The sequence below is a fragment of the Sphingomonas mangrovi genome, assembly GCF_047975845.1.
Lineage (GTDB): Bacteria > Pseudomonadota > Alphaproteobacteria > Sphingomonadales > Sphingomonadaceae > Sphingomonas.
In genome coordinates this window covers 74,616-92,220 of the sequence record NZ_JBIUCZ010000002.1, presented here as the reverse complement: position 1 = coordinate 92,220, position 17,605 = coordinate 74,616, and the positions used below count along the sequence as shown (strand labels likewise).

Here is a 17,605-nt window from a genome sequence, read left to right as displayed (position 1 = left end):
CTCTCGATACCAGGATCTACGCATGAAACAGCTTCCTTCGCGTTTCCGTCGCCTAGACGATGCGCTGGCCGATCTGCCGCTGGAGGAGCCCATGCTGCTCAGCGAACTCGACGGCTTCCTTACCGGCATACTGGTGAGCCCCGAGCCGATCCTGCGTGGCGAGTGGCTGGAGATCGTGTGGGGCTCCGACGAGAGCGGGGTGCCGCCGTTCGAGGACGAACTCGACGTCCGCTGGTTCGCCGATGCGGTGACGGCGCGTCAGACCGAGATCGCGCGCGACCTGGCGCGCGGCAAGCTCCAGCCGGTCTTCGACGTCGACGAGCGGAACGGCGAGCTGCTGTGGGAGCTGTGGCTCGACGGCTTCGCCGAGGCGATGGCGCTCCGGCCGGAGGCTTGGGACGCGCTGGGGAACGACGGCGACGCCGCCGATGCTCTGGAACGACTGTCGCTACTGATCGCGATCGCCCGCAACGAGAGCTCGCTCGACAGCGTCGAGATCAACGCCATCCATAGCGAGGCGCCCGCGGACATCGTCGCTGCGGTGTTGCGGCTGCACGCCGTGCGAGGGACCGGCATGGTCGCGCCGACGCCGGCGGTATCGGGGAAGATCGGCCGGAACGACCCCTGCCGCTGCGGATCCGGGAAGAAGTCCAAGCGCTGCTGCGGCGCCTGACACGCCCGCGATGTGGCGGTCCGCTGCGTTCTGCTAGACCAGAAGCGTGAGCAGGTCGGCCCGACGCTCGGCCAGCATGGCGACGATCAGCCGGCGCCATGCCTCCATCATCTCCGCGAACGCGTCCAGGGAGTAGGCGTCGAGCGCCGCCTCGCCGTCTTCGCCGAGCGCGGTCAGATCATAGTCGACGGCGACGTGCGATCCGTCGGCGGCAGGCGTCACGCGTACCGTCACGATCCCCGCTCGCGATCCCGGCGTCACACGGGAATAGCGCAGCCGTCCGGTGGCGGGGTCGCTGTCGAGCACGGTCCAGACGGTGTGCTCCGGGCCGTGCCCGGTCGTGAAGACAAGCCCGGGATGCTGGGGGAGCGCACCCAGCAGGGTCGGCGACCAGCCGGGAACCCAGAGCCGTTCGCCGGCTGCGGTGAACAGCTTGAACGCCTCGACCGGGGGCAGATCGAGCTGGAAGCTGCCGTGACGGCGGACGCGCATCGCCGGGGAGGGGACGTCACGCATCGCCTGCTTCCTCGCGCGAACGAGCTTCCGTCAGGTGGTGGCTGTCGGCGGCGGTCAAGGTGAGATCGTAGACGGCCTTGAGTCCGTCGATCTTCGACCGCGTTTCGGGCGAGAACGGGTGCGCACCCTCGAACGCGTGCAGCACGATACCCTCGATCAACTCGCCGAGCGGCATGTCGAGATGTTCGGCCAGCCCTTTCAGCACCTTGAGCAGCCGCCGTTCGATGCGGACGCCGGTCTGTACCCGCTCGATCTCCATAGCGCCTCCGTACTTACGTTACCAATGTACCAAGATAAATATCAAATTTAGGTATGGACTGGAAGCGCCCGCTGCTTCGTCCATCGTTCGCGCGTTGAGCAGTTCGGATATGAAGGGGAGAAGCGGAATGCTGACCGGCGGCTGTTCCTGCGGAGGAATTCGGTTCCGGCTGCGAAGCACCCCGTACGATACGGGTTGGTGTCACTGCCGGATCTGCCAGCATGTTTCCGGGTCGGGCGGCTTGGTCTTCACCACCGTCCCGCTTGCGGACTTCGTCGTCGAACGGGGTGCGGATCGCCTGGGGCGCTACCGGTCGACGCCCTTTGGCGAGCGCGGCTATTGTCTCGACTGCGGCGATCCCCTGACGATCCACGTCGCGCACCAGCCCGACGAGATCGACATCGTGGCGGCCGCGCTCGACGACCCCGGCGCGGTGTCTCCCACCTTTCGTCTGTACGTTCGGGAGGCGCCCGGCTGGATGTCGATCACCGACGATCTGCCCGCCTTCGACGCGCTGCGCCCGGACACGCGCGGGTTGTCGCCGAGCCGAACCGGGGGCGGCTGAGTGATTGCGTAGGTGGCGATGCTCTGCTTACGTCGTCCCGCGCGACCTCAGCCTGCGGTTTCCGCCCGCCAGCCGCGGAACCAGTCGACGAAGGCGGCCACGCCTTCGGCCACCGGGGTGTGCGGCGTATAGCCGGTCAGGGCGTGGAGCAGCGAGGGGTCGGCATAGGTGCGCGGCACGTCGCCGGCCTGCATGTCCATCATGTTGAGCTTGGCGGCCGCGCCGGTCGCCGCCTCGATGGTGCGGATGAAGTCCATCAGCGGGGTAGGCTTGCCACCGCCGATGTTGACGACGCGATAGGGGGCCTGGTGGGACAGCGTGTCGATCAGCGCCTCTCCCGTCGCGCGATTGTCCTCGCCGGGCGGCACCGCCGCCAGCCGCACCACCGCCTCGATCAGGTCGTCGATATAGGTGAAGTCGCGCGCCATCTGGCCGTGGCCATAGACGTCGATCGGACGGTCGCCGAGGATCGCGTCGGTGAACTTGAACAGCGCCATGTCCGGGCGGCCCCACGGGCCATAGACGGTGAAGAAGCGGAACATGGTGCTCGGCACGCCGAACAGATGCGCATAGCTGTGCGCCATCGCCTCCATGCCCTTCTTGGTCGCGGCATAGAGGCTGAGCGGTTCGTCGGCGCGGTGCGACTCGCTGAACGGCACCGTCGGATTGGCGCCGTAAAGCGACGAGGTCGACGCCATCAGCAGATGCTGCGGCTGGAGTGCGCGCGCCAGTTCCAGCACGTTCCACGACCCGGTAAGATTGCTGTCGACATAGGTGCCGGGCGCCTCGATCGAGTAACGCACCCCAGCCTGTGCGGCGAGATGGACGATCACCTCCGGCTCGGCGACCTCGGCCGCCTGGTAGAGCGCGGAGCGGTCTTCGAGCATCCCTTCGACCATGCGGAAGCGGTCATACTGCGCCAGCACCGCGTTGCGCGCCTGCTTCAGGCGCACGTCGTAGTAGCGCGTCATCCCGTCGAAGCCGGTGACGTCGTGCCCGTCCGCGAGCAGGCGGCGCGCGAGGTGGAACCCGATGAACCCGGCGGTGCCGGTGATCAGGTAGCGCATCAGTCGGCGACCGCGTCGGCAGGCGCCGGTGCGACCGGCTCGTCCGCCTTGGGATGCCCCGGCCGGCCGATGCCGTGGTAGGCGAAGCCGGACGGCTCGACCGCATCGGCGCGATAGATGTTGCGCAGATCGACCATCACCGGCTGCGCCATGATCCCGGCCAGCCGCTTGAGATCGAGCGCGCGAAACGCGTCCCATTCGGTGACGATCACCACCGCGCACGCGCCTTCGGCCGCGGCATAGGCCGAATCGGTATAGACGATGTCGGGCATCAGCGCGCGCGCCGCGTCCATGCCCTCCGGATCATAGGCGCGCACCGTGGCGCCGGCGTCTTCGAGCACCTGGACGATCGCGAGCGCTGGGGAATCGCGCATGTCGTCGGTGTTCGGCTTGAAGGTGAGTCCGAGCAGCGCGATCGACTTGCCGCGGACGTCGCCGCCCAGCGCCGCGATCACCTTGCGTGCCATCGCGCGCTTGCGCGTGTCGTTGACCGCGACGGTGGTCTCGATGAGCCGGATCGGCGCTTCGTAATCCTGTGCGGTCTTGACGAGCGCCAGCGTGTCCTTGGGAAAGCACGAGCCGCCGTAGCCGGGACCGGCATGGAGGAACTTGGCGCCGATGCGGTTGTCGAGGCCGATGCCGCGCGAGACGTCCTTCACGTCCGCGCCGACCTTTTCGCACAGGTCGGCGATCTCGTTGATGAAGGTGATCTTCATCGCCAGGAAGGCGTTGGCGGCGTATTTGATCAGCTCGCTGGTGCGCCGGCCGGTGAACAGCACCGGCGAGCGGTTGAGGAACAACGGGCGGTAGACCTCTTCCATCGGCGCCCGCGCGCGCTCGTCCTCGATGCCGACGACGATGCGATCGGGACGCTTGAAGTCCTCGATCGCCGCGCCTTCGCGCAGGAACTCGGGGTTGGAGGCGACCGCGAACTCGGCGTCCGGGTTCACCTCGGCGATGATGCGCTCGACCTCGTCGCCGGTGCCGACGGGAACGGTCGACTTGGTGACGACGACGGTGAAGCCCTTGATCGCCGCCCCGATCTCGCGGGCGGCGGCATAGACGTAGGAGAGGTCGGCGTGGCCGTCGCCGCGGCGCGACGGCGTGCCGACGCCGATGAAGACGACATCTGCCTCGGCGACGGGACTGGAAAGCTCGGTGGTGAAGGAGAGGCGGCCGGCGGCGACGTTGCGCGCGACCAACTCGTCGAGACCGGGCTCGTAGATCGGGATGCCGCCCGCGCGCAGTTTGGCGATCTTGCTCTCGTCCTTGTCGACGCAGACCACGTCATGTCCGAAATCGGCGAAGCAGGCGCCCGATACCAGGCCGACGTACCCCGATCCGATCATGACGATGCGCATGTGCTAGCTCTTTCTTCCGTGCCGAAACGATCCTGCTGGAGCGTCCCGGGCATGTCCCAAGCATCGGCACATATGGGCGATTGTCGCGGGTGGGAAGGTCGGAACGGCTCTGGAGCTGGGCAATCCGGCCGAGCGCTTCGCGGAGAAGGCTACCGGGCGTGGCGCTCTGGCCGAGCGCCTTGTGCTCTACAGAGGCACTCGACCCGCCCGGAATCGAAAAAGCCGTCCGATCTTGCGACCGAACGGCTTTTCACAACTCGGAGCGGCGTACCGACCCGCTGGCAGGTTTACCAGGGATTGATGTCGCTGCCGTAGCTCTTGCGGAAAAAAGCGATGATTTCGAACAACATAGTCGCCTCCGTGCTTGTTCTAAGCCTTAGTTAACGCATTCTTAACCCTAATGCAAGAGTAACCACTCGCACTTTTGTTATTAACTAGACCTTCAACTCTGCGTGCGATCTCGGCGAGGCTATGACGCCACCCTCGCTCATGCCGTTCCGCCCGGAGGAAGGTACCTCCCAGCCGCCTGCGCTGGGACGAGCGGATTCGGAGCTCGTTGGCTCGACGGGGGAGGCAGTGCGCTCCGGCGCGCAGCGGTACGATGTGCTGGATCGCGAGACCTGCACCGTAGATCTGCTGCGCGTCCTGCTTCTGGTGGAAGTCGCCAACTTCGGCGCGCTCCGACGCTATCTGGGGCTCGCACGCGCGCTGACCTTGGCAGAGGAACTGATCCTGAGGTGCACGGGCGCGCTGGCGAACAGCCGCGGGCGTGCCCTGTCGGATCGGCTCATCGCCGTGGAGTTTGAAGCGGCGGAGTTCGCGGCGGTTCAAACGGCCGCCGAGGCGTTGCAGGCCAGCATGGCCGAGCCGCTCGACCTCGACGGTGAGCATCATCTCGTACGGCTGCGTGTCGGCGGCGCGGCGGGACGCAACTGCGACTGCGAGGAAGTGCGGCTGGTCGAAGGTGCGGAAAAGGCGCTGTCCGATGCCCGCGCTCAGGCTCGCGATGTCTTTCGCGACGTCGCGCAGGGCGAGCCGGGCATCGATCCGCTCGAACTGATCCACGAACTGCCGCGGGCGATCCGCGACGGCGAGATCTTCCTGCAATACCAGCCCAAGGTGCACGTCCGGCGGCAGCAGGTCGCGAGCGCCGAGGCGCTGGTTCGCTGGCGCCATCCCGCCCGCGGGCTCGTGCTGCCCGGGGAGTTCATCGAAGCGGCCGAGCAGAGCCAGGCCATCGTCGAGCTGACGCTGTGGACGCTCGATCGCGTGATCCGCGACCAGCGGATGCTGGCGGAGGCCGGCTACGACATTCCGGTGTTCATCAACATTTCGGGCGTGCTGCTCGCCGATGTGGCGTTCGTCGAAGCGGCGTGCCGGATCCTTGCCGAGCGCGACGCCAAGATCGGCTTCGAGATCACCGAGACTGCCGTTATCCGCGACCCGCAATGCGCGATCCGGCACCTGCAGCGCTTCGCCGAGATCGGCGTGGAGATCGCGATCGACGATTACGGAGCGGGTCTTTCGTCGCTGGCCTATCTCAAGCAGCTGCCGGCGCGGGAGTTGAAGATCGACAAGCTCTTCGTGACGCAGCTGACCAGCAGCAATCGCGATCCGCTGATCGTGCGCTCGACGATCGATCTCGCCCATGCCCTCGACATGGAGGTTACCGCGGAAGGGGTGGAGACGCCGGCGGCGATGGCGCTGCTCGGCGTGATGGGATGCGACATGATCCAGGGGTATCTGATCAGCCGCCCCGTCGAGATCGACGCCTTCCGCCTGTTCCTCGACGAGGCCTCGCACCTGAAGGCGCTCAACAACCAGCCTTTCTCGTTCCGCCGCTCGGACCGTCTCTGGAAGACCGGATGATCTGGCAGCGCGGGGGCGGAATGGGCGGTGGGCGATGGGCGCTTGCGCCAAGCGTAGCGGCGCTTCTCATCTGGTGCGCATGCGGTGGAAGCGTCGCCGTATCGCAACCTAGCACGCAGGTGCCGGCCGACACCGCTTTTCAAACGCAACTGGAACAGGCGCAAGCTGTCCTCGGGCAGGATCCCAGGCACGCTTTGGCATTAAGCAACGACGTGGAAAAACGGGCGCTTCGAACCGCATCCGTCGATCCGCTCGTCGTGATGACGGCACGCTGGGTTCAGGCGGATGCTCTGTCACGCTTGAATCAGGACACAGGCGCGAGCCGGCGCTTGCTGGAGCGGGTGACAAGGCAGATGGCGAAGCTGCCGCCACCAGCCGCGTTCCGCGGACAGGTTCTCTTGACCCGAGGCGACTTGAATGCTGCTGACGGGAAAGTGTCGGCCGCGCTTGCCGATTATCAGGGCGCCTACCGAGCGTTTGCGCAAGGTCCTGATCTGCGCAGTGAGGCGCGCGTTCTGATCCGGCTGGCTTCTCTATACCGGGAGGGTGGCGATTTCGCGGGCGCCCAACGGTATTTCAACCAAGCGCGAGAAATCTTCTCGGACGATCCCATCTTGAGCTCCGCGACCTACAATGGCCTGGGTAACGTCCTCACCGAGATGGGGCGGTTCCAGGAGGCATCTGTCGCCTTCACGAAGGCGCTCGAATTTTCGCCGCGCGACAGCAAGGGGGTTCGCGCGCGGATTCTGGCCAACCTTGCCCGCGCTCAGTTGAACGCGAAGCAGGTTGCGGCAGCGAGTGAAAGCATTTCGCAAGCGACCGATCTCGCCCGCGCCGCACGTAACGCGGAACTCGATTCTCAAATCGACAGCGTCGCCGCGCGGGTTGCGCTGGAGCAGGGGCGTGTCGGGCAGGCGCGGACGCTCATCGAGCGGAGCTTCGACGGCGTACCGCTCGCGGAGACCACGCTCGCGATGCGGGACAACCACCTCGTCGCGGCCCAGATCTACCGTCGGGCGGGCGAGCCGGGGAAGGCGGTCGCGCACCTTTTCGCGTTGCGGCGGCTCGACGAGCAGGCGCTCGAGATCGCGACGTCGGCCAAGGCGGCGCTGATGGGGGCGCGGTTCGATTTCCAGAACCAGGAACTGCGTATCGCCCGGCTGAAGGCGGAGGAACTGCGCCGCAACGTAGCGTTCGAGCGTGCGCGCGCGCGTTTCGAGCGGATTCTGTTCGGCGGGATCGCTGCGGCGGTGGCGTTGCTCGTCGGCCTGCTCACCTTCGGCATCGTCACGCTGCGGCGTAGCCGGAACGAGACTCGCGCGGTCAATATCGACCTCGGCATCACCAACGTCGCGCTGGAAAAGGCGCTGGCGACCAAGACCGAGTTCCTCGCCACCACCAGTCACGAGATCCGGACTCCGCTCAACGGCATCCTCGGCATGACCCAGGTGATGCTCGCCGATCCCGGGCTGGCGCCTGCCACGCGCGAGCGGATCGACATCGTCCACGGCGCCGGCATGCGGATGCGCGGGCTGGTCGACGACATCCTCGACGTTGCCAAGATGGAGAACGGCAACTTCACCGTCGATCGCACCACCGTCGATCTCTCGGCGACGCTGCGCGATGCGACGCGGCTCTGGGAAGAACAGGCGCACGGCCGCGGCATGACCTTTGCGCTGGAGTGTCGGGACGTCCCCCGCTGGATCGAGAGCGATCCGACCCGGCTGCGGCAGATCGTCTTCAATCTCCTGTCGAATGCGCTGAAGTTCACCCACCAGGGGGGCGTCGGGGTACGCGTGTCCGCCGACGGTGAGGGAGCCGAGCGTCGGCTTTCCATTGCGGTCTGGGACACCGGCATCGGCATCCCCGCCGACAAGCACGCGCAGATCTTCGAATCCTTCCGTCAGGTCGATGCCGGCACCACCCGCCACTATGGCGGCACGGGCCTCGGCCTCACCATCTGCCGCAATCTCGCAGAGGCGCTCGGCGGAGACATCCGCGTCGACAGCGTCGCGGGGGAGGGGGCGACCTTCATCGTCGATCTGCCGCTGGTGGAGGTAGCGCCGCCCGCCGAAGACGAGGCAGCCGGCGGGTCGGGGGCCGGCATGCTCGTGCTCGACCGCAATCCCATCGTTCGCGGCATGCTGAAGGCGCTGTTCGCGCCACATGCCCCCGATCTGCGCTTCGCCACCACGGTCGATCAGGCGCTTGCCGAGCTCGCCCGCGGCGGCGTGATTCGCGTGCTTGCAGATGCGGCCGCGCTTGATGGCGAGGGTGATCTGCGGTCGCGGACGGCACCGCTCGCCGCCGCCGCCAAGGCTGCGGGCGCGACCAGCGCGATCCTCTGGCCCGACCTAGACGCGGCGACTCGCGCCACCCTGCTGGCTGCCGGCTTCGACCTCGTGATCGCCAAGCCCGTGTCCGGCGCTCGCCTCGTCGAAACCCTCTTCGCGACGAGCCGCGGTACTCCCGGGGACTCGCCCCTTGTTTCACGCGCAGCATAGCGCAATAGCGTTGGAAATCATGGCATCGCCGCTGACCCTCACGCCGCCGACCAGGACCTGGGGGCGATGAACGTCCTGTTTGTCGAAGACGACGCGATGAACCGCCGGGTGGTGCGCGACATGCTCGATGTCGCGGGCGCCACGATGGTGGAGGCGGATCGCGCCGAGGAAGGCTTCCGCCGTATCGACGAGGAAGACTTCGACGTCGTGCTGGTCGACCTGCGGATGCCCGGGATGGACGGGCTGGAGGCGATCGGGCGCATTCGCGCGCGTCCGGACGCGAAGCGCAACCTGCCGCTGATCGTCGTCACTGCCGACACCGCGCCCGACCTGCGCGACCGCTGTCTCGCCGCCGGGGCGGACGAGGTGCTGTTCAAGCCGGTGGCGATGGATGCGCTGTTCGACGCGATCGGGCGAATTCTCGCTAGCAAGTCCGACGGCGCGATGCTGTTCTGATCCGCAACTGCGGATCGACGCCGCATTTCCGTACGATCCGTCGCGATCTCCGGCCGGAGCGGTCGCGACCAAGCGGGAAAATGGTTGAATGCGGAGGGCCGTGCTGGTAGGGGCACCCAATCCCGCCGCAGCCCTTGCTCCGGCGATCCTTTGCTATTGCACGAACGAATCGGAGTTACACGGCCTCATGCAAATCATCGTCCGCGACAATAACGTCGACCAGGCTCTGCGCGCGCTCAAGAAGAAGCTGCAGCGCGAAGGCGTGTATCGCGAGATGAAGCTGCGCCGTCACTACGAGAAGCCCAGCGAGAAGCGCGCGCGCGAGCGTGCCGCCGCCGTCCGCCGCGCCCGCAAGCTCGAGCGCAAGCGCGCGGAGCGTGACAACGCCCGGTAGGACCTGCGTGTCCGGCGCTCCGCTGCGGGCGCTGGACGTCCCAGCCTGCTGAGCTTCGTTTCTCTTCCTATCGTCGCCCGGGGCCGAGTCGCGCGCCGGACGCAAGCGGGATCGCTTCTCATGTCCGTCACCGCCGTCCCGCTTCAGCCGGTCAAGTCGCGCTACCTCGTGTGGCTGTGGGTTGGCATCGCGCTTGTGATCGCCGCGGCCGCCGCGCTCGCCTGGGCCGGAACGAGCAAGGGCGAGACCACGGCGTCGGGCCTGCGCTACGAGATCATCGAGCCGGGGTCGGGCCCGACCCCGACCGACGACGACGTCGCGCTGGTCAACTATGTCGGCAAGCGCCCGGACGGCAGCGTGTTCGACCAGAACCAGCAGACGCCGATGCCGGTTCGCGGTGTCGTGCCGGGCTTCGCCGAAGCGCTCAAGATGATGCCCAAGGGCGCCAAGTACCGCTTCTGGATCCCGCCGCACCTCGGCTATGGCGCGCCGCGCCCGGCCGGTGCTCCGCCGCTCACCGGCGAACCGGCCGAACTGGCCAAGATCACGCTCCAGTTCGACGTCGAACTGCTCGACTTCATCCCGGAGGCAGTGCTGCGCCAGCAGATGATGCAGCAGATGATGCAGGGCGGCGGCCCTGGTGGTCCCGGCGGCGCGGCCCCGGGCGGTCCGGCACCGGGTGCCCCCGCTCCGCAGGGGACTCCCGGCCGTTAAACCGGCGACCCGGCGACTGTACTCCGACGGCTCGGCACCTAAGGTGCCGGGCCGTTGTCGTTTTAGTCGCTGGGCTGTGGGCGCTCGCACGTCCTCGTCGCCTCTGTACGAGACGACCGCATTTCCATGACAAATCAAGCTCTTTGCGAACATTCTTCCGACGATCAGCGGAGAAGTTAACGCCGCTACCGAACTGGATTAGTTGTCGGTAAGTAAATCTTGAGTAAGCCATATTCCTGTTCCATCATGTCGACGATTATCTACTCCGGGCGGGGGTGGCAATGGGCGGAGAGGTCTTCGGCTATCAGCCGGGCATGCCGGTATCGGCTGCAGCTGGTGCCAGTACAAGCTCTGGGTCCGGTAGGGCGTGGCAGCCCTCGCGCGGCGTATTGCGCTTTCGTCTCCTGTCGGCGCTGATCACGTCGGACCTGATCGCGATCGTCGGCAGCTACTTCCTTGCGGGAGCGCTCTACGCTGCCGCGGGGTGGGAGCAGGGGCTGCTGATCGGTTTCGCGATCGCGCCGATCTATCTGATCTCCGCGTTCAGTAGCGGCGGAGTTGCGGTGGCCCTCATCGACCGCAGCAGCATGGGGGTAGCACTGGCGCTGCGGTCGCTCCTGTTCGCCGCCGGGGTGGTTCTGTTCGTCGCCTTCTACCTGCGTGCCAGCGAGGAGTTTTCCCGCGGCGTGTATGCGATCGGTACGCTGTTCGGCATGGCTGCCTTGGCGAGTACCCGTTCGCTGCTGCTGCGGCGCGCGCGGCGGATCATCGGCGGCAACCCGTATAATGTGGTGGTGCTGGCCGACGCCGGAACGTTTCAGCGGGTGGCGGGCCTGCCCTATTCCGCGGTGCTGGCGACGACCGGCTTCGATCCCGCCAGCCATGATCCGATGATGTACGATCGCTTGGCGGTGGCGCTACGCCGCGCCGACCGCGTCATCGTCGCCTGTGCGGCCGAGCGCCGGGCCGCCTGGGTGCACGCGCTGCAAGGCGCCAATGTGCAGGGCGAGATCCTCGCGCCCGAACTCGCCACGGTCACGCCCATCGGTGTGGCGCGGTTCGGCGCCGACCCCACGCTGATCGTTGCCAAGGGGCCGCTCGGGCTTGAGGAGCGGATGATCAAGCGGCTGTTCGACCTGATCGTAGCGGGCACTACGCTCCTTCTCCTCTCCCCCTTGCTGGTGCTCGTGGCGCTTGCGATCCGGCTCGAGTCTCCGGGACCGGTGTTCTTCGTCCAGCGCCGCATCGGGCGCGGCAATCGGATGTTTCACATGCGCAAGTTCCGCAGCATGCGCGCGGAGCGATGCGACGGGGAGGGGCACGCCTCGACGACGCGCGACGACGACCGGATCACGCGAGCCGGACGATTCCTGCGTCGCACCAGCCTCGACGAATTGCCGCAACTCGCCAACGTCCTGGCAGGCGACATGTCGATCGTCGGTCCGCGGCCCCACGCGATCGGCTCGCGCGCCGAGGACCAACTGTTCTGGGAGATCGACGCCCGCTACTGGCATCGCCATGCCGCCAAGCCGGGTCTGACCGGTCTTGCGCAGGTGCGCGGCTATCGCGGCGCCACCAACCACCGTAGCGACCTGATAAACCGGCTGCAGGCAGACCTCGAATATCTCAACGGCTGGACGATTTGGCGCGATCTGCTGATCCTGATCCAAACCATCCGCGTGCTGGTGCACCGCAACGCGTTTTGAGAGGAGGGCGGCAGGGGCCAGGATGTCGATTTCAAGCGTACGTCTGACGGTTAAAGCTACGCGACCGCCGCTGGCGTATTCGCGCCGCTTCCCGCGTGTTCGCCCCTGCAGAGGGCTACCGTGTTCTTGACGGTATTGAGCCAGCATGCGCGCACTTGCCTTAAGCGGCAGCACGGAGACGCGACCCCTTATTCGCAGGCCCGGTGGCGGCGCTGCAGACTGATCCGCCAGCAGACTTTGGCGCTTTGAAAGTGAGCGCGCGTTTTCTCGTCCTGCAGCAACGCCTTCGAAACGGTGCCTGCTCGCCCGAGGGGGAGGGAAGGCGCACCGAGTCACCAGTTCGTCATGCCAGTGAAAGCTGGCATCTCCTGGCAAGGGTGCAGACCTCACGGTATCGAGCCGCTAGCCAAGATGCTTTGAAAGGCGGCCCTGCTCCGCCTGCTTAACCTGTCGCACTGGCTGTCTCGACAAAAGGCCACACGCTGCCTGGAGCAGTACATCCCGCGTTCGTCGCTCAAGCTACCCTGGCGCGCTACTCTTCCGCCGCGTCCCGCCGTTCAGCCTGCCATCCGAAACGGCGCGCCTGCGGCCGGAGTTTTCGGCTGGTCCGGCCAGATACCACGGGCGTCGTGGACGCACTTGTCCGCTCGCTCTTCCAGCGGCACGGAGCGGAACAGGTCGTGGTCGACCAGCACCACCAGCGTAGGACAGGTCTCCAGCGCGGTGTCGAGATCGACCAGCGTCGCGCCGGTGTCGTCGAACGCATGCGGTAGCCGCGGCGCATAGGGTTCGACGATCCGCACGCGGTCGCCGAAACGATGGGCCAAGTGCAGCGCGACCTTTAGTGCCGGGCTTTCGCGAAAATCGTCGATGTTCGCCTTGAACGCCAGACCCAGGCACGCGAACGGCGCGTCCGGCGCTGCCTCGGCCAGCGCCTCTGCGCGATCGATGGTGTGGGCGATCTTCGCGTCGTTGACCTCGCGCGCGGTGCGGATCAGTCGGGTGTTCTCGGGATCGCCGTGGACCAGGAACCAGGGGTCGACCGCAATGCAATGTCCGCCGACGCCGGGGCCGGGCGAGAGGATGTTGACGCGGGGATGCCGGTTGGCGAGGCGGATCACCTCCCACACGTCGATTCCCATCGTGTCCGCGACCACCGACAATTCGTTGGCGAAGGCGATGTTGACGTCGCGGAACGCGTTTTCGGTGAGCTTGGTCATCTCCGCGGCGCGCGCGGTGGTGGTGACGCAAGCGCCGCGGACGAAGCGGCGGTAGAAATGCAGCGCCTTGCGCGCGCAGCGGGGTGTGATTCCGCCGATCACGCGATCGTTGTCGATCAATTCGACGAGGATGCGGCCGGGGAGCACCCGCTCTGGACAATAGGCGATCGCGACATCGGCGGTGCCGCTGCCGTGGCCTGGGACGGCCAGATCGGGACGACGCTCGGCGAGCAGCGCCGCCACCCGCTCGGTGGTGCCGATCGGCGAGGTCGATTCGAGGATCACCGTATCGCCGGCCTTGAGGACGCCGGCGATGCTGGCGGCGGCCTCCAGCACATAGGTGATGTCGGGCTCGTGGTTTGGCCCGAACGGTGTCGGTACCGCGATCACGAACACGTCGGCCGGCTCGACTGCGGTGGCGGCGCGCAGCAACCCGCGCGCCACCACGCCCGAAACCAGGCCGTCGAGGTCGATCTCCTCGATGTGGACCTTGCCCGAATTGACCGTGTCAACCACGCGAGGATCGACGTCGATGCCGAGCACGGCGGCGCCCGAGCGCGCGATCACCGCGGCGGTGGGCAGGCCGATATAGCCCAGCCCGAGCATGCAGACCTTCAGTTCAGTGTCCGAAACCACGTACCACGATCTCCGCGATCCTTGCCGATGCCCGGCCGTCGCCGAACGGATTATGCGCGCGGGCCATCGCCGCATAGGCGCTGTCATCGTCGAGCAGCGTGAAGATTCCCGAAACGATACGGTCCTCGTGCGGGCCGACAAGCCGCGCGGTCCCAGCCGTAACGCCTTCGGGGCGCTCGGTGGTCTCGCGCATCACCAGCACCGGCTTGCCGAGTGCCGGCGCTTCCTCCTGCACGCCGCCGGAGTCGGTGAGCACGATATGCGCGAGTTCGAGCGCGCGGATGAAGTTGGGATAGTCGAGCGGGGGGATCCGGGCGACGTTGGGCCGGTCGCCGAGCACGGCATCCATCGCCGCGAGGACATTGGGGTTGGGGTGGATCGGGAAGAGGACCGCCACGTCGGGACGATCGGCGATGCGCGCCACGGCACGCGCGATCGCCGCCATGCCGTCGCCGAAATTCTCGCGGCGATGGGTAGTGACCAGAACGATCCGCTTGCCCGCGAACCGCTCGGCGATCGGTGCGACGGCGGCGGCAAGCGCGGGATCGGCGGCAATGCGGTCGCGGGTCGCGTGGAGTGCGTCGATTACCGTGTTGCCGGTGATATGGATCGTCGCCGGGTCGACGTTCTCGGCACGCAATGCCGCGGCCGCAGTCTCCGTCGGGGCGAAATGCAGGTCGGCGATGGGCGCGACGATCCGCCGGTTCACCTCTTCGGGCCAGGGCTGGTAGATGTTGCCGGAGCGGAGCCCCGCCTCGACATGCGCGACCGGGATCTTGCGGTAATAGGCGGCGAGCGCCCCCACCATCGCGGTGGCGGTATCGCCCTGGACGATCACCCGATCCGGCCGCTCGCGGTCCATCACCTCGCCGAGCGAGAGCAGCAGCCGCGCGGTCAGTCGGTCGAGCGACTGGCCGGGTTCCATCAGGTCGAGGTCGATGTCGGGCACCAGCCCGGCGATCGCGAGCACCTGGTCGAGCAGCCCGCGGTGCTGCGCGGTGACGCAGCTGCGGACCTCCAGCCCCGGTTGCGCGGCGAGCGCGTGGAGCACGGGGAACAGCTTGATCGCTTCCGGCCGTGTACCGAATACGACCAGAATGCGTCGGTTTTGGTGCGGTGCCATCTCCGCCTTCTATCGCGGAACTCGGGGGAGTGCTAATCGCCTCGGCACGCGGGCTGGGGGGCCTGATCCTGTCGACGGTCGTCCGACCGTGGCGACCAACAACAGGGAACGACCATGTCCATCAAACCTCTTCGCAAGGCGGTGTTTCCGGTTGGGGGCCTCGGCACCCGCTTTCTGCCGGCGACCAAGGCCATGCCGAAGGAGATGCTGCCGGTCGTCGACCGCCCGCTGATCCAGTACGCGGTCGAGGAAGCGCTTGAGGCGGGCATCGAGCAGATGATCTTCGTCACCGGCCGCGGCAAGTCGGCGATCGAGGACCATTTCGACATCGCCTACGAACTCGAATCGACCATGTCGGATCGCGGCAAGTCGCTGAACGTCCTCGATGCAACGCGGCTGAAGCCGGGCCGCGCCGCCTATGTCCGCCAGCAGGAGCCGATGGGGCTGGGACACGCGGTGTGGTGCGCGCGCGACATCGTCGGCGACGAGCCCTTCGCGGTGCTGCTCGCCGACGATTTCATGGTGGGCAAGCCCGGCTGCCTCAAGCAGATGGTCGACGCCTACAACAAGGTCGGCGGCAACCTGATCTGCGCGCAGGAAGTGGCGGACGATCAGACGGACAAGTACGGCGTCATCACGCCCGGCAGCCGGGACGGGACGCTTACCGAGGTGCAGGGCCTGGTCGAGAAGCCCAAGGCGGGTACCGCCCCCTCCAACCTGGCGGTCATCGGCCGCTACGTGCTCCAGCCCGAGGTGATGCGCGTGCTGGAGACCCAGGAGACCGGTGCCGGCGGCGAGATCCAGCTGACCGATGCGATGGCGCGGATGATCGGCAACCAGCCGTTCCACGGCGTCACCTTTCAGGGGATCCGCTACGATTGCGGCGACAAGGCGGGGTTCCTGCAGGCGAACCTGGCCACGGCGTTCGCGCGCGATGATGTCGGTCCGGCGGTGCGGGCGTTCGCCCAGGATCTGCTCGCCCGGTAAGCCCCTGGTCTGGCGCGTTGCGCCGGACGGTTCAGAACGCCAGCAGGCGATCCTCGCCGAGGGTCGCCAGCAGGCTGACCAGCCCGCCGGCCTGCGTGTCGGCGGGCAAGGCGTCCATCGCCAGTCCCGCGAGCGCTAGTCCCGACTGGCACACCAGCAGTTCGACGCCGCTCTCCCGAACCATCGCCAGCAGCATTGCGCGATCGGGAAGCCCCGCGGTTGCCAGCCAGGCGGCATCGGGGTCGTCTAGGTCGGCGAGCAGCGGCACCGCCTCCTCGTGCAGGAACAGGCGTACGCGGCCGCCCAGCGCCGCCGCCGCGGCAGCGGTCGAGAGCGCGGCGCGCAAGCGCGTGGCATCGGCGGTCGCGACGAGGATCGTCAGCCCCCGCATGCGGGGCATCCCGGATCCTTGGGCAGCAGCAGCGTGCGAAAGCGCAGCGCCAGCGTATCGACCAGCAGCAGCTTGCCCGCGCTGTCCTCGCCGAAGCCGACGATCGCGCGCACCGCCTCGAGCGCGGCGAGACTGCCGACGATGCCGGTGAGCGCGCCGAGCACGCCGGTATCGGCGCAGCTGCGGTCGGGACGCTCCGGATCCGCGCCGACGAAACAGCGGTAGCACGGCTTGTCCGCTTCCCAGCCGCGGAACACGCCCAACTGGCCCTCGAACTCGCCGACCGCTGCGGCGACGAGCGGGATGCGAGCCGCAAGCGCGGCGTCCGCCACCGCGAGCCGACTCGCGAAATTGTCGGTGCCGTCGACCACGACGTCGGCGCCCGCGATCAGCGCTGCGGCATTGTCCGTATCGAGTCGGGTCCGGCGAACGGTGACGGCGACATGCGGGTTGAGCCGTGCCACGGCGGCCTGCGCGACGTCGGCCTTCGACCGGCCGAGGTCGTCGGTGCCGAACAGCGCCTGCCGCTGGAGGTTCGACAGCTCGATCCGATCGTCGTCGATGAGGGTGAGCCGGCCGACCCCTGCCGCCGCGAGATACTGGATCACCGGCGATCCGATCCCGCCGGCGCCGATCACGCAGACGTGCGCGGCCGCGAGCCGGGCCTGTCCCGCACCCCCCACTTCCTTCAGCACGATGTGCCGCGCGTACCGCTCCAGCTCGGCGTCCGACAGCGTCATTCGGGCAGATCGAAGGTCATGCTGGCCCGGTACCAGTTCCCCTCCACGGCGAAGCGCGGATTGAGATTGTCGCGGGCGAAGCCGAGCACCAGCCCGGCGGCATATTGCTCGACCGTGGGACAGTTGATTGCGCGCGGGATGGTCGCGCGGACGATCGCCGCCGCGCCGACCAGGACCGCCACGTCGGCATGGACGCGGCGCTTGCCCGCAGTGGGGGCGGGCGGGGTGCAGCGGCCGTGGCGCATCTCGTCCTGGACGAAGCGCGCCATCTGCGGCGTGACCTGCGGCTGGATGCGGTAGGGCAGCGCGTCGAGCCCGTCCCAATCGATCGGCGACACGCGCGCCGGATCGGCTTGCGCGGGCGGCGGCGGCACCACGTCGACGCTCTGTACGGACACCGCCGCCAGCAGTGCCAGCAGCATCC

18 protein-coding genes are annotated in these 17,605 nt (G+C 67.5%); 9 read left to right on the top strand and 9 right to left on the bottom strand.

The window, feature by feature from the left end:
- Positions 1 to 22: 22 nt before the first annotated feature.
- Entirely contained in the window at positions 23 to 673 is a 651-nt protein-coding gene (locus ACBY01_RS01795) for a UPF0149 family protein (protein ID WP_416459055.1), read from the top strand.
- A 33-nt stretch (positions 674 to 706) separates the two neighbouring features.
- Here the strand turns inward: ACBY01_RS01795 and ACBY01_RS01790 are convergent, their stop codons facing one another.
- Entirely contained in the window at positions 707 to 1,189 is a 483-nt protein-coding gene (locus tag ACBY01_RS01790) for an SRPBCC family protein (protein ID WP_416459054.1), read from the bottom strand.
- Complete coding sequence (locus tag ACBY01_RS01785; RefSeq protein ID WP_416459053.1) at positions 1,182 to 1,448, bottom strand: hypothetical protein; 267 nt, start codon at positions 1,446 to 1,448, stop codon at positions 1,182 to 1,184. The genes ACBY01_RS01790 and ACBY01_RS01785 overlap by 8 nt, the downstream gene beginning before the upstream one ends.
- A 127-nt stretch (positions 1,449 to 1,575) precedes the next feature.
- Here ACBY01_RS01785 and ACBY01_RS01780 point away from each other — a divergent pair, with 127 nt between their 5' ends.
- Positions 1,576 to 2,013 carry a GFA family protein gene (locus ACBY01_RS01780; protein WP_416459052.1) on the top strand — a complete coding sequence of 146 codons (438 nt, stop codon included), beginning with the start codon at positions 1,576 to 1,578 and terminating at the stop codon, positions 2,011 to 2,013.
- Between the two features lie 47 nt (positions 2,014 to 2,060).
- Here the strand turns inward: ACBY01_RS01780 and ACBY01_RS01775 are convergent, their stop codons facing one another.
- On the bottom strand, positions 2,061 to 3,080 hold the full coding sequence (locus ACBY01_RS01775; protein WP_416459051.1) for an NAD-dependent epimerase/dehydratase family protein: 1,020 nt from the start codon (positions 3,078 to 3,080) through the stop codon (positions 2,061 to 2,063).
- Entirely contained in the window at positions 3,080 to 4,441 is a 1,362-nt protein-coding gene (locus ACBY01_RS01770) for a UDP-glucose dehydrogenase family protein (RefSeq protein ID WP_416459050.1), read from the bottom strand. The genes ACBY01_RS01775 and ACBY01_RS01770 overlap by 1 nt, the downstream gene beginning before the upstream one ends.
- Positions 4,442 to 5,044: 603 nt before the next feature.
- On the opposite strand from ACBY01_RS01770, the gene ACBY01_RS01765 reads away from it, so the two are divergent.
- From ACBY01_RS01765 to ACBY01_RS01740, 6 genes are all read left to right on the top strand, one after another.
- A complete protein-coding gene (locus tag ACBY01_RS01765) occupies positions 5,045 to 6,310 on the top strand; it encodes an EAL domain-containing protein (protein ID WP_416459049.1) in 1,266 nt (421 codons plus the stop codon).
- Between the two features lie 119 nt (positions 6,311 to 6,429).
- Positions 6,430 to 8,814: an ATP-binding protein gene (locus ACBY01_RS01760; RefSeq protein WP_416459048.1), complete on the top strand. Its 2,385-nt coding sequence runs from the start codon at positions 6,430 to 6,432 to the stop codon at positions 8,812 to 8,814.
- A gap of 66 nt (positions 8,815 to 8,880) precedes the next feature.
- The gene (locus ACBY01_RS01755; RefSeq protein ID WP_416459047.1) at positions 8,881 to 9,270 is read left to right on the top strand and encodes a response regulator; all 390 of its coding nucleotides are present in this window, start codon (positions 8,881 to 8,883) and stop codon (positions 9,268 to 9,270) included.
- Positions 9,271 to 9,457: 187 nt separating this feature from the next.
- Positions 9,458 to 9,664 (top strand): 30S ribosomal protein S21, encoded by a 207-nt coding sequence (gene rpsU, locus ACBY01_RS01750; protein WP_125961043.1) that lies wholly within the window; start codon positions 9,458 to 9,460, stop codon positions 9,662 to 9,664.
- Between the two features lie 120 nt (positions 9,665 to 9,784).
- A complete protein-coding gene (locus ACBY01_RS01745) occupies positions 9,785 to 10,378 on the top strand; it encodes an FKBP-type peptidyl-prolyl cis-trans isomerase (protein ID WP_416459046.1) in 594 nt (197 codons plus the stop codon).
- A gap of 281 nt (positions 10,379 to 10,659) precedes the next feature.
- Positions 10,660 to 12,084 (top strand): exopolysaccharide biosynthesis polyprenyl glycosylphosphotransferase, encoded by a 1,425-nt coding sequence (locus tag ACBY01_RS01740; protein ID WP_416459045.1) that lies wholly within the window; start codon positions 10,660 to 10,662, stop codon positions 12,082 to 12,084.
- A gap of 557 nt (positions 12,085 to 12,641) precedes the next feature.
- Here ACBY01_RS01740 and wecC read toward each other — a convergent pair.
- Both wecC and wecB read right to left on the bottom strand, forming a co-directional pair.
- Positions 12,642 to 13,940 (bottom strand): UDP-N-acetyl-D-mannosamine dehydrogenase, encoded by a 1,299-nt coding sequence (wecC, locus tag ACBY01_RS01735; protein WP_416459044.1) that lies wholly within the window; start codon positions 13,938 to 13,940, stop codon positions 12,642 to 12,644.
- Positions 13,924 to 15,063 carry a non-hydrolyzing UDP-N-acetylglucosamine 2-epimerase gene (gene wecB, locus ACBY01_RS01730; protein WP_416459043.1) on the bottom strand — a complete coding sequence of 380 codons (1,140 nt, stop codon included), beginning with the start codon at positions 15,061 to 15,063 and terminating at the stop codon, positions 13,924 to 13,926. Before wecB ends, wecC begins: the two co-directional genes overlap by 17 nt.
- A 114-nt stretch (positions 15,064 to 15,177) precedes the next feature.
- Here wecB and galU point away from each other — a divergent pair, with 114 nt between their 5' ends.
- Complete coding sequence (gene galU, locus ACBY01_RS01725) at positions 15,178 to 16,050, top strand: UTP--glucose-1-phosphate uridylyltransferase GalU (protein WP_416459042.1); 873 nt, start codon at positions 15,178 to 15,180, stop codon at positions 16,048 to 16,050.
- A gap of 31 nt (positions 16,051 to 16,081) precedes the next feature.
- On the opposite strand, the gene ACBY01_RS01720 is transcribed toward galU, so the two are convergent.
- The 3 genes from ACBY01_RS01720 to ACBY01_RS01710 are packed head-to-tail and all read right to left on the bottom strand — an operon-like array spanning position 16,082 to position 17,603.
- Positions 16,082 to 16,450, bottom strand: a complete 369-nt coding sequence (locus ACBY01_RS01720) for a DsrE family protein (protein ID WP_416459041.1) — start codon at positions 16,448 to 16,450, stop codon at positions 16,082 to 16,084.
- On the bottom strand, positions 16,429 to 17,181 hold the full coding sequence (locus ACBY01_RS01715; protein WP_416459040.1) for a HesA/MoeB/ThiF family protein: 753 nt from the start codon (positions 17,179 to 17,181) through the stop codon (positions 16,429 to 16,431). Before ACBY01_RS01715 ends, ACBY01_RS01720 begins: the two co-directional genes overlap by 22 nt.
- Positions 17,178 to 17,603, bottom strand: coding sequence for a hypothetical protein (locus tag ACBY01_RS01710; RefSeq protein ID WP_416459204.1), 426 nt, complete (start codon positions 17,601 to 17,603; stop codon positions 17,178 to 17,180). The genes ACBY01_RS01715 and ACBY01_RS01710 overlap by 4 nt, the downstream gene beginning before the upstream one ends.
- Between the last annotated feature and the right edge of the window lie 2 nt (positions 17,604 to 17,605).

Excerpts from the sequence above, each read along its gene's own strand:
- ACBY01_RS01710 (WP_416459204.1), bottom strand. The coding sequence starts at position 17,603 with ATGCTGCTGGCACTGCTGGCGGCGGTGTCCGTACAGAGCGTCGACGTG.
- ACBY01_RS01785 (WP_416459053.1), bottom strand. The coding sequence starts at position 1,448 with ATGGAGATCGAGCGGGTACAGACCGGCGTCCGCATCGAACGGCGGCTG.
- ACBY01_RS01740 (WP_416459045.1), top strand. The coding sequence starts at position 10,660 with ATGGGCGGAGAGGTCTTCGGCTATCAGCCGGGCATGCCGGTATCGGCT.
- galU (WP_416459042.1), top strand. The coding sequence starts at position 15,178 with ATGTCCATCAAACCTCTTCGCAAGGCGGTGTTTCCGGTTGGGGGCCTC.
- ACBY01_RS01790 (WP_416459054.1), bottom strand. The coding sequence starts at position 1,189 with ATGCGTGACGTCCCCTCCCCGGCGATGCGCGTCCGCCGTCACGGCAGC.
- ACBY01_RS01780 (WP_416459052.1), top strand. The coding sequence starts at position 1,576 with ATGCTGACCGGCGGCTGTTCCTGCGGAGGAATTCGGTTCCGGCTGCGA.
- ACBY01_RS01770 (WP_416459050.1), bottom strand. The coding sequence starts at position 4,441 with ATGCGCATCGTCATGATCGGATCGGGGTACGTCGGCCTGGTATCGGGC.
- ACBY01_RS01745 (WP_416459046.1), top strand. The coding sequence starts at position 9,785 with ATGTCCGTCACCGCCGTCCCGCTTCAGCCGGTCAAGTCGCGCTACCTC.
- rpsU (WP_125961043.1), top strand. The coding sequence starts at position 9,458 with ATGCAAATCATCGTCCGCGACAATAACGTCGACCAGGCTCTGCGCGCG.
- wecB (WP_416459043.1), bottom strand. The coding sequence starts at position 15,063 with ATGGCACCGCACCAAAACCGACGCATTCTGGTCGTATTCGGTACACGG.
- ACBY01_RS01795 (WP_416459055.1), top strand. The coding sequence starts at position 23 with ATGAAACAGCTTCCTTCGCGTTTCCGTCGCCTAGACGATGCGCTGGCC.
- ACBY01_RS01720 (WP_416459041.1), bottom strand. The coding sequence starts at position 16,450 with ATGCCCCGCATGCGGGGGCTGACGATCCTCGTCGCGACCGCCGATGCC.
- ACBY01_RS01715 (WP_416459040.1), bottom strand. The coding sequence starts at position 17,181 with ATGACGCTGTCGGACGCCGAGCTGGAGCGGTACGCGCGGCACATCGTG.
- ACBY01_RS01775 (WP_416459051.1), bottom strand. The coding sequence starts at position 3,080 with ATGCGCTACCTGATCACCGGCACCGCCGGGTTCATCGGGTTCCACCTC.
- ACBY01_RS01755 (WP_416459047.1), top strand. The coding sequence starts at position 8,881 with ATGAACGTCCTGTTTGTCGAAGACGACGCGATGAACCGCCGGGTGGTG.